Source organism: Prevotella sp. tc2-28 (assembly GCF_900107705.1).
In the GTDB taxonomy this organism is placed as follows: Bacteria; Bacteroidota; Bacteroidia; order Bacteroidales; family Bacteroidaceae; genus Prevotella.
In genome coordinates, this window is the sequence record NZ_FNRE01000005.1 from 1 (window position 1) to 10,158 (window position 10,158).

General features: G+C 50.6%; 10 protein-coding genes. 9 read left to right on the top strand and 1 reads right to left on the bottom strand.

Annotated features, from left to right (window positions below; translation table 11 throughout):
- Window positions 1–103 precede the first annotated feature (103 nt).
- Window positions 104–328 (bottom strand): hypothetical protein, encoded by a 225-nt coding sequence (locus tag BLU47_RS05650; RefSeq protein WP_091959658.1) that lies wholly within the window; start codon window positions 326–328, stop codon window positions 104–106.
- A gap of 278 nt (window positions 329–606) precedes the next feature.
- Here BLU47_RS05650 and BLU47_RS05655 point away from each other — a divergent pair, with 278 nt between their 5' ends.
- The 9 genes from BLU47_RS05655 to BLU47_RS05695 all read left to right on the top strand — a co-directional run bounded on the left by BLU47_RS05655 (window position 607) and on the right by BLU47_RS05695 (window position 10,158).
- A complete protein-coding gene (locus BLU47_RS05655) occupies window positions 607–909 on the top strand; it encodes a nucleotidyltransferase family protein (protein WP_091959661.1) in 303 nt (100 codons plus the stop codon).
- Window positions 893–1,249 (top strand): HepT-like ribonuclease domain-containing protein, encoded by a 357-nt coding sequence (locus BLU47_RS05660; RefSeq protein WP_091959664.1) that lies wholly within the window; start codon window positions 893–895, stop codon window positions 1,247–1,249. The genes BLU47_RS05655 and BLU47_RS05660 overlap by 17 nt, the downstream gene beginning before the upstream one ends.
- Before the next feature lie 301 nt (window positions 1,250–1,550).
- Complete coding sequence (locus tag BLU47_RS05665) at window positions 1,551–2,336, top strand: Ig-like domain-containing protein (RefSeq protein WP_091959667.1); 786 nt, start codon at window positions 1,551–1,553, stop codon at window positions 2,334–2,336.
- Between the two features lie 486 nt (window positions 2,337–2,822).
- Window positions 2,823–3,560, top strand: coding sequence for a hypothetical protein (locus BLU47_RS05670; RefSeq protein ID WP_091959669.1), 738 nt, complete (start codon window positions 2,823–2,825; stop codon window positions 3,558–3,560).
- 190 nt (window positions 3,561–3,750) lie between these two features.
- On the top strand, window positions 3,751–4,140 hold the full coding sequence (locus BLU47_RS05675) for a hypothetical protein (protein WP_091959671.1): 390 nt from the start codon (window positions 3,751–3,753) through the stop codon (window positions 4,138–4,140).
- 219 nt (window positions 4,141–4,359) lie between these two features.
- The gene (locus BLU47_RS05680) at window positions 4,360–5,682 is read left to right on the top strand and encodes a hypothetical protein (protein ID WP_143025483.1); all 1,323 of its coding nucleotides are present in this window, start codon (window positions 4,360–4,362) and stop codon (window positions 5,680–5,682) included.
- Between the two features lie 8 nt (window positions 5,683–5,690).
- Window positions 5,691–6,620 (top strand): CHC2 zinc finger domain-containing protein, encoded by a 930-nt coding sequence (locus BLU47_RS05685; RefSeq protein WP_091959677.1) that lies wholly within the window; start codon window positions 5,691–5,693, stop codon window positions 6,618–6,620.
- A gap of 218 nt (window positions 6,621–6,838) precedes the next feature.
- On the top strand, window positions 6,839–7,468 hold the full coding sequence (locus tag BLU47_RS14735; RefSeq protein WP_091959680.1) for an HU family DNA-binding protein: 630 nt from the start codon (window positions 6,839–6,841) through the stop codon (window positions 7,466–7,468).
- A 170-nt stretch (window positions 7,469–7,638) separates the two neighbouring features.
- Window positions 7,639–10,158, top strand: a complete 2,520-nt coding sequence (locus BLU47_RS05695; RefSeq protein WP_091959682.1) for an ATP-dependent Clp protease ATP-binding subunit — start codon at window positions 7,639–7,641, stop codon at window positions 10,156–10,158.

The following is a 10,158-nucleotide window of genomic DNA, read 5'->3' on the forward strand; positions in this document are numbered from 1 at the left end:
CAGGAGCATCACGCAGCCGTAGACCATGTTCGCCACGTGCTGCAGCGTGGGCTTGTTGCACGGGTACTTCTGCGTGTTGACGAATTCCTCCAACGTAAAGTGCTTACTGAGTCTTGTGTGCTCCATGATCGTTGCGCTTGATGATTTTGATGTATTGGTCGAGTCCGAAGATGGAGCCAGCCAACAGGAACGACTGCGCCACATAATAGAGCAGTCCGCCGGCGACGTCCTCGATGCTGACCACTTGATAGGCTACGAGCGCGATACTGCTCACGATGAGCAGCACCGCACAAGCATACTGAGAGATTTTGAATCGCGTGTTTTCCATCGTCGTTTTCAGAACACGAATTTCACGATTTCCTATCCGTTTTCTGTCCTTTGTCCCTTGCCAGCAGGAAGCTGATGACGAGCTCGATAAATGTCAGAATTGTTTTCCATGTCTTGTTCATAATCGTGTGTTTTTTAAGGTGAATTATTAGGGTTATTAGCATCTCTGTTGCTACGGCAAAGATACGAAAAAAAAGCGAGAAAAGCAAATATTCCGGGCATTTCTTTGCCGTTCAGGAATAAATTACTATCTTTGCCTGCGAATAAAGACCTAATAGGATGATGACTAATCAAGCTATAACGCAGCAAATCGTTGATTACTTCAAGACACAACCCGTCGTGAAGGTATGGATTTTTGGTTCCTATGCACGAGGTGAGGAGAACGCCCAAAGTGATGTAGATTTGTTGATTCAGTTCGACCACAGCACCCCCATTGGCCTGTTTTCTTTTGTCCGTATGCATCGTGAATTGGAAGAGCGCCTTGGACGTAAGGTTGACCTTGTAGAAGAAGGTACTCTTCGCCCTGCCGCTGCTGCCGCCGCTGCAAAAGACCTAAAGATAATCTATGAGAGAGGCGCTTAGAGACATAGATCGACTGCTCCATATCAAGGAGCGTATCGGAAACGTTATGAGCTTCCTTGAAGGAAAAACTTTCGAGGACATGAAGTCTAATGTCATGTGCTATCATGCTGTGGTTCATAACATCATGATTATTGGTGAAGCTGCAAATCTTCTCACCAAGGAATTCAGGGACAACCATCCCGAGGTGCCCTGGCGTGATATTGTTGATATGCGCAATGTGTTAGTGCATGGTTATTACACCACGAGTCCCATATTTATCTGGGAAACATACACTAAGGACTTGCCCGTTCTTCTGCAACAGATAGAGCAATATATCAAGGAGATGGAAATGAATTTATAATAATAACATTATGTTTAACCCTTTAAAACAGTAGTTGCCTATGGGCTGAGAGAATGATTTAATTAAAATGGACATATAGGATTTGAACATCCACTTTTAGATTCTTGTTCTAGAAAATCGCCAAATTTAATAGAACGTAATCAAGAACTGAAGTTGGAGTTCACGTCATTAGACGTGGGCTTTTACTCGTTTAAGATTACAAGGTGTTTGGCGATACCTCTAGAACGTAGACGAAGTAAATTGTCCACGTTTCTTTTTGTGTGTATTCAAACAAACAATAATAACTTAAAACAAAATCATTATGAAAAAAATTAAGATTTGGAGCATGATGATGCTCGTAGCAATGACACAAACAATGATGGTGGCTTGTGGTGGTGATGACAGCGATGGCGGTGGTAGTATAAGTCTTACTCCGTCTAGTGTGGTGATGTATTATGATGGCACTCAACAATTAAAGGCTGATGGGGCTACTAATTGGTTGTCGGAGGATGAGTTTGTTGCTAAGGTGGACCAAAACGGCCTTGTTTCTGGTAGACACGTCGGTACGACAACGATATTAGCAACCAATGGGAATAGTAAAGGGACATGTGAAGTGACAATTAAACCCAAATATAGTTTAGTTGATACGCCATTGTTTAAATGGGGAGCTTCAAAATCTGCTATTCAGTCAGATGAGACACATAAAATATACGAAATGTCGAACCTTGACGCATTAGTGTACGACTATACTTATGGCACCACAGCATGTTTAGTAATGTATGTTTTTGATAATGACAAACTGAAATCAGTAAATGCATTACTTAATAAATCAATGTATGCAACTGCAGGTTATTATCTTTTAGAACGCTATCAGCCTGTAGGAATAGGTAGTGGAACTGATGTCTATTTTATTGATGCTATGACAATGGAGGAAGCGAAGACTGCTGGTATGCTTGATTACCTTGACTGGAAAAATACCACTATGACAAGTATATTTTATACTGATATTTCAATAATAAAACAATCTTCAGCTCCTAAACGCAGTTTATTGCAAAGATTTAAAATTACTGAGGATATAGAGAAAGTTCTTCTAAATAAGATGGATTAATATTATCATTCAAGTACACAAAAGGGACAGTTCTTTTTGTGTATAGTTATTGAACTACAGAAATTCAATTCTGATCCATTTTGAACATTACCCGTGGCTATTGTGACCACGGGTATTTTTGTTATTAATGACAAAAGTACACAGGCATACTGGGAGATTTTGAATCGCGTGTTTTCCATCATTGTTTTCACAACCTTAACACACTGGCTGCTGAGATTTGTGCCTTTGATGGTGATGCAAGGATACTTGGATGACAAGTGCACAGCGTAACCTGTCCCGTTGTGCGTTTGTGTACTGAAAAGATTTTGACAAGGGTAAAAATGCCCTTTTTTAAAAATGTTAAAACCGGAAAGAAATCTTCCGTTGCATGATGGATTGTTGGCGGATTTTTTGTAATTTCGCAACCTCGTTTCGCCTTTCCGGAAGGCGGGATGATTTGCAACTGACGAACAATAATCTACTAATCAATTTTTTCTGGTTTTAATTATGATTGAAGCAATTTTGAAGCAGGGTAACGAGGACCCTTTACAGGAAGCAATGGCCTTTATGGCTCAGTTGATGAAACATTTCGGCACCATCCAGCAGGCGTTGGAGGAGAACGTGCAACTGAAGCAGCGGGTGGCTGCGCTGGAGAGCGAGAATGCCGCTCTGACGGAGACGCTGGAACAATGGAAGCATAACGACGAGTGGTCGAACCGTGTGACCTACGACAACGTGGTGGACCAGATAGCATCGCTCGAGGATGCGTCGAAGCGTGACGATGCGCGCAGGATGTTCGAGGCGCTGCTGAAGAAAAGCCAGGTGGCCCAGTTTCGCCGTGACATCAAGAAGCGCGTGAAGGAGTTGAACGAGGAGGGCGACACCTACAGCGACGCTCAGGTGGCCGAGGCGCTGGAGTCACTAGTGGGCAAGGGCCAGGTCATCGACGCCAAGTGGAAGTGGGCTGCCGTCTACTGGTATCTTCGTTGGACGTGCAACTACCCGGTGGATGTCAAGGAGTTCTGTGTCAGGATCAAGCGTCTTGAGCTAGCCATTCCCGATGACTGCGACTGCAGCTACGAGAGTATCCGCAAGATTTGCACGCTGTCGTTCATGAACTACGACCCGCGATGGATGGACGTGGTGCGAGTGAGCAAGAACGACCAGAGCATGTTTTCCCAATGTCGGGAAATCGTGCTGAAACTGGCTGAAGAGCTGGGCAAGACCGGTCTTCCGAAGGAGTAGATTTCCCAAATCCTTCCCAAATCCTTCCCAAAACGTTCCAGACCATCTGGGGCGTTTTTTTTATGCGTATTTTTGCACTCGGAATCCACCACCGGAGAAAAAGCTGAGCACGGCTCCGGGCACGAGATGAAGTACGCCTATCTATGTCATCGTGCATGTGCGAGAAGGCATTTTTATACCTATTATAATTATGTCAAAAGTACAAAACTCCAACCTTGAGGGTTGGCACCGTAACACGGATTTGTCCGTGAATCTGAAAACCATCCTGTACAGCGACCGCAAGATGAAACCATGTAAGGACTATCAGGGCGTGCTGCGCCTGGACGCCGAGGGCACCGTAGAAGAGTTCCTCAGCCGCGATGCACACTACACGTTTGTCGAGACGCTGCCCTGGACCACGAAGCGCAACCCGCGCCTCTTCAACGGCAAGTACATCTCTATCACGCGACGTCCTGACGGCAGCCTGCGCCCGAACTTCAAGCCGATGAACATCGGTAGTGACTTCAACCTAGAGCACTATGCCTTCAGGGTTTACCTGGAACTTCATCAGGCATTGAAAGGCCTGGTAGGGAATGAGTGAACCGACCCAAAATCACAGTATCACAAATCACAGTTTTAAAAAAGGGTACCCCCTATATCGGCTTCCCCTTCTTTTATTACTTATAACTTATTGATTATTAGATATATATATAATATATATAGATATAAAAGAGGGGAATGGGATACCCTTAAAAAAAAACTGTGATACTGTGATTTGTGATAGCATGGAATAATTAACAACTTAATTTATTAAGAATCAATGAATTACGATATTTTTAGTCGCACCGCTCCGGCGATGCCAAAGCCTGGAAAAGGCACAGAAATAGTGAAATTACTGCTCTCACAAGTCTCTAAAGGCATGCAGGAACCTATTCTTCCCATGACTTTACCTGCACTTGCTGCTCATGTATCTGGCGCAGAATTCAAGTATCCGGACAACAAATACTATGAATTATGTGGTCAGATGGGGCACTTGATAGGTCCTTCGGGCATAGGTAAGGATGAGTTGCACGATCTTGTAGAGGCTATTATGCGCTCTTTTCGCGACCATGATGAAGAAGAGTATAAGAAGCTGGAGAACTGGCAGCACGTGAAAAATACCAAAGGTGACAACAAGGACAAGCCCGACCGCCCCGAGGTGGCTATCTGGTTTCCACCGATTGACGTGACCAGCGCGGCATTCCTTCAGAACGCCCTGGGCTTGGAAAAACTGGGGGGCAGGACGCAGTATCTGAACCTGCCCGAGGTGGAGATGGTTGAAAAGATGTGTGGTGGACGCAAGAATGTCAGCGTGATGGTTCGTAATATCTTCGACCGCAAGCGTGTGGGTGCCCTTAGAGCTACTGCCGAGGGCGTGACGGGAAATCCTCTGATTCGGGCTAACCTGACGTTCAGCTCAGTCCCTGAGGTCGCCCGATTGTTCTACAAACGTGATATGACAAACGGATTCTTCGCCCGTATTCCTTTTGTCTACAAGGCACGTGGAGAGCGCAAGGGCAAGATTCCCCGCAAGGGTGAATATGACGAAGCGTTCCTCCAGAAGCTCGACGAATACCTGCTGCGCCTGGACAACTGCAAGGGGCGCTTTGTGGTTAAGCCGCTGAACAAGGTTGCCGACCAGTTGGCAGAAGAGATGGCCAGTTTAGCCGACCTTGCTGACGATGATGTGCTCTTTGAACTTTCGCACCGCAGTATCATTTCTGCATGGAAAAAAGCCGCTACGCTGTGGATACTGAACGACCAGACATGGACGCGCTCCATCGGCGAGTTTATGGTGTGGTTTTGTTATTACGACCTGTGGTCTAAAGTCAAGGTGTTTGGTGACATGTTTAAAGGCGGCGAAGCCTCAGAGGATGATTCACAGAAACGAGGTCCTAAGAACATGCTCGACAGTCTCCCCAACAGCTTCAACGAGGCTCAACTCGAAGCAATACGCTTGGAGTTTGGCAAGAGCAAGGAGGGTACTAAACATCAACTCAGTTCTTGGAAGAACCGCGGCTTCATCGAGTACTCCAGCGAGACTGGACTGTACACGAAAACGGAGAAATACCTGAAGATGTCTGATGTAAGAGGTAAGATGTAAGATGTAAGATGGAGAAGTATGAACTGCAAAAGCTTCGCGACCTGCCCATCGAGGGGGTCGCGGAGCGACTTGGACTCTATGTTTCGCGACATAAATGCCTGTGCCCGTTCCACGACGACCACCATGCCTCAATGTCGTTCCGCGTGAATAAGAACACCTATCGCTGCTTCGTCTGCGGAGCCTCGGGCGGACCGATAGACCTGGTGATGAACTATCTGAGGAAGGATTTTCTCGAGGCCATAAAATGGCTGCAGACCCTCCCCTCTGCCCCTCCCTATAGGGAGGGGAATGGTTACTCTTGCAATGGTATTTACTCCTCTCCCTACAGGGAGGGGTCGGGGGTGGGTCTCTTCGATGCCTCGCGCTACGAGCGCTTCTTTGAGCATCCTTGGCTGAACGACGAGGCGCGGCGGTTCCTCTTTGACGAGCGCAGGCTGGATGCGAGGGTGGTGCGCTGGTGCCGGCTCACCTCGTGGAAAGACCGGCAAGGGGTGCCGTGGCTGCAGATACCTTATTATAATCAGGAGGGGCAGCTCATTGGCGTGCAGAACCGCAACCTGATCAAAGGCGCCTTGCCTCGCTTCCGATTCCCGCAGGGCTCCAGGTGTGGCGTCTACAACCTGCCCGTGCTCAACATGCTGCAACCGGGCGACGACCTCTACATCACCGAGGGCTGCTCCGACTGCTGGGCGATGCTCTCAGCCGGTCACAAAGCCATCGCCATCCCGTCGGCCACGCTGCTGACGCGCAAGAACGCAGAGCAATTGTTATCGTTATCGTTATCGTTAACTTTCCACATGTACCCCGACCGCGATGCTCCCGGCGAACGCCTCTTTCTGCAACTGCGCGAGATGCTGCCCGCCTTGGTTCACCATCAACTGCCGCCAGACTGCAAGGACTTCAGCGAGTACTATTTGAAATTAAGAGCGAAGAATTAAGCGCCACTTATTGTGCAATAACATGCCCTTATCGTGCAATAAGGATGGGTTATTGACGATGCAAAAAAGCGTGTGTTTTTCTGCGAAAAAAGTGGTGGAAATGTTTGGTGGTTTCGGGAATTTTTTGTATCTTTGTAGTGTAGTTGAAAGGTAGTCTAATGCCATGAAACACACATAGTTAACTTTAGTTATTCACCATAAAAAACACAACAAAAGGTATGATTGAACTTTATCTTTCAAAGGTTACCGAGAATTCGGAATCTGAACAGGCGGGCAAGCTGTACGCCCGCGTGAGTTACAAACAAACCATGGACCTGCACGACATGGCTCACCACATGGCGGAACACAACACGGCCTTCTCCGAGGGTTTGATAGTGGGTGTGCTGACCGACTTCGTGAAGTGCGTGCGCGAGATGGTGCTCAACGGCAACACGGTCAAGGTGGGCAACCTGGCTATCTTCAAGGCTACCGTGGAGTCGAACGGGTTGGAGGTGCTCTACGATGCTCAGAGCGACAAGGTGGCTTCGGCTACGATGGGCACGCTGAAGGAGGGCGACAAGACCGGTCCCGCCGTGAAGACCATCAAGTTGCTGGCGCAGTCGACGGGCGACTTCACGCGCGAGGAGCTGAAGAAGGACGCCAAACTGGCGTGGACCGACAAGACCAAGGCGGAGATTGCAGCGGCTAAGGGGGACCCTAACCCTAACGCTAACCCTAACCCTAACGATAACGGGAACGGGAACGGGAACCCTAACGCTAACCCTAACCCTAACGATAACACTGGTGGCGACAACCAAGGCGGTGGCGGTGACAGCGGCAGCATTGTCGACGGAGTTGACGAGGGTTAAGCGACTGAACCTTAACCAATGGGAAGAGGGGACTGGCAACGATGCTGGCCCTCTTTTTGTTACTGACAAATTGACATAAAAATCCGTCATTTTGTCGGTCTTGCGCACTTCGGCACGTTGTTTGTCCGCCTATCGGCAGAAACGAATTAAAATAATAGGAGGACAAAAGTATGACATTAGACAAGTTTACGATTAAGGCGCAGGAGGCGGTACAGGAGGCCGTCAACACGGCGCAGCGCAACGGGCAGCAGACCATCGAACCGGTGCATCTGCTGGCGGGCGTACTGAACAAGGCGAAGGACGTGACCGCCTTCCTGTTTCAGAAGTTGGGTGTGAACGCACAGCAGATAGACATGCTGGTGCAGACGGAGCTGCAGCACTTGCCCCGCGTGACGGGTGGCGAACCATACCTGTCGGGCGATGCCAACCGCGTACTGCTGAAGGCGCAGGAATATGCGCAGAAGCAGGGCGACGAGTTCGTCTCTTGTGAGCCAATTCTATTGGCTTTACTGACCGACGGTGCCACCGCAGGCCGCATTCTGAAGGATGCCGGCATCACGGAGAAAGACCTGCGCGCTGCCATCCAGGAGTTGCGCCAGGGTCAGAAGGTGCAGTCGCAGTCTGCCGACGACAACTACCAGAGCTTGGAGAAATATGCCAAGAACCTGGTGGACATGGCTCGACAGGGCAAGCTGGACCCCGTCATCGGACGAGATGACGAGATACGCCGTGTGCTGCAGATCCTGTCGCGCCGCACGAAGAACAACCCCATACTGATTGGTGAGCCGGGTACGGGTAAGACCGCCATCGTGGAAGGACTCGCCCAGCGTATTGTGCGCGGCGACGTGCCCGAGAACCTGAAAGACAAGCAGCTATACTCGCTGGACATGGGTGCGCTGGTGGCTGGCGCGAAGTACAAGGGTGAGTTTGAGGAGCGCCTGAAGTCCGTCATCAACGAGGTGACGAAGGCCGAGGGTCGCATCATCCTCTTCATCGACGAGATTCACACGCTGGTAGGTGCCGGTGGCGGTGAGGGAGCGATGGACGCTGCCAACATCCTGAAGCCAGCCCTGGCCCGTGGTGAGCTGCGCAGCATCGGAGCCACGACGCTGAACGAATACCAGAAATACTTCGAGAAGGACAAGGCCCTGGAGCGCCGATTCCAGACGGTCATGGTGGACGAGCCCGACGAGCTGTCGGCCATCTCGATCCTGCGTGGTCTGAAGGAGCGCTACGAGAACCACCATAAGGTGCGCATACAGGATGATGCCTGCATCGCCGCCGTCCAACTGTCGGAGCGTTACATCTCCGAGCGCTTCCTGCCCGACAAGGCCATCGACCTGATGGACGAGGCTGCCGCCAAGCTGCGCATGGAGCGCGACTCGGTGCCCGAGGAACTGGACGAGATTATGCGTCGTCTGGCTCAGCTGGAGATTGAGCGCGAGGCGATTTCTAGAGAAACTAGAGATTCTAGAGAATCCAGCAAACTAGAGCAACTCGACCGCGAGATAGCCGAGCTGAAAGAGCAAGAAACCCAGTTCCGCGCCAAGTGGGAGGGCGAGCGCCAGCTCATCAACAAGATTCAGCAGGACAAGCAGGAAATAGAGAACCTGCGCCTGGAGGCTGACCGCGCCGAGCGCGAGGGCGACTATGGCAAGGTGGCTGAGATACGCTACTCGAAAATCAAGACGCTGGAGGATGACATCAAGTCGATACAGTCGCAGCTGGCTTCTGCCCAGGACGGCAATGCGATGGTTCGCGAGGAGGTTACTGCCGACGATATCGCCGAGGTGGTGAGCCGCTGGACGGGCATCCCCGTCACCCGCATGCTGCAGAGCGAGCGCGAGAAGCTGCTCAACCTGGAAGAGGAACTGCACAAGCGTGTCATCGGACAGGACGAAGCCATCACGGCCGTCTCTGATGCCGTACGCCGCTCACGTGCCGGACTGCAAGACCCGAAGCGCCCGATAGCCTCGTTCATCTTCCTCGGTACCACGGGTGTCGGTAAGACCGAACTGGCGAAGGCACTGGCAGAATACCTGTTCAACGACGAGACGATGATGACACGTATCGATATGTCGGAGTATCAGGAGAAGCACACCGTCAGCCGACTGATTGGTGCACCTCCGGGCTACGTGGGCTACGACGAGGGTGGCCAGTTGACGGAGGCCGTACGCCGCAAGCCGTACTCGGTGCTGCTGTTCGACGAGATAGAGAAGGCGCACCCCGACGTGTTCAACATCCTGCTGCAGGTATTGGACGACGGCAGGCTGACCGACAACAAGGGCCGTACCGCCAACTTCAAGAACACCATCATCATCATGACGTCGAACGCCACCCGTGAACAGCTGCGCGCAACGATGCGCCCGGAGTTCCTGAACCGTATCGACGAGATCATCACCTTCCAGCAGCTGACGCAGGAGCAGATAGCCGATGTGGTACGCCTGCAGATGAAGCGCGTGACCGACATGCTGGAGCCGCAGGGCATCCGCCTGGAGACTACCGACGCCGCCATCCGCTACCTGGCACAGGAAGGCTACGACCCCGACTTCGGAGCACGTCCTGTGAAGCGAGCCATCCAGCAACTGGTGCTGAACGACCTGTCGCGTAAGATATTGGCCGACCAGATAGACCGCGAGAAACCCATCATCATCGATGAGTTCGGCGACGGACTGGTGTTCAGGAACTAA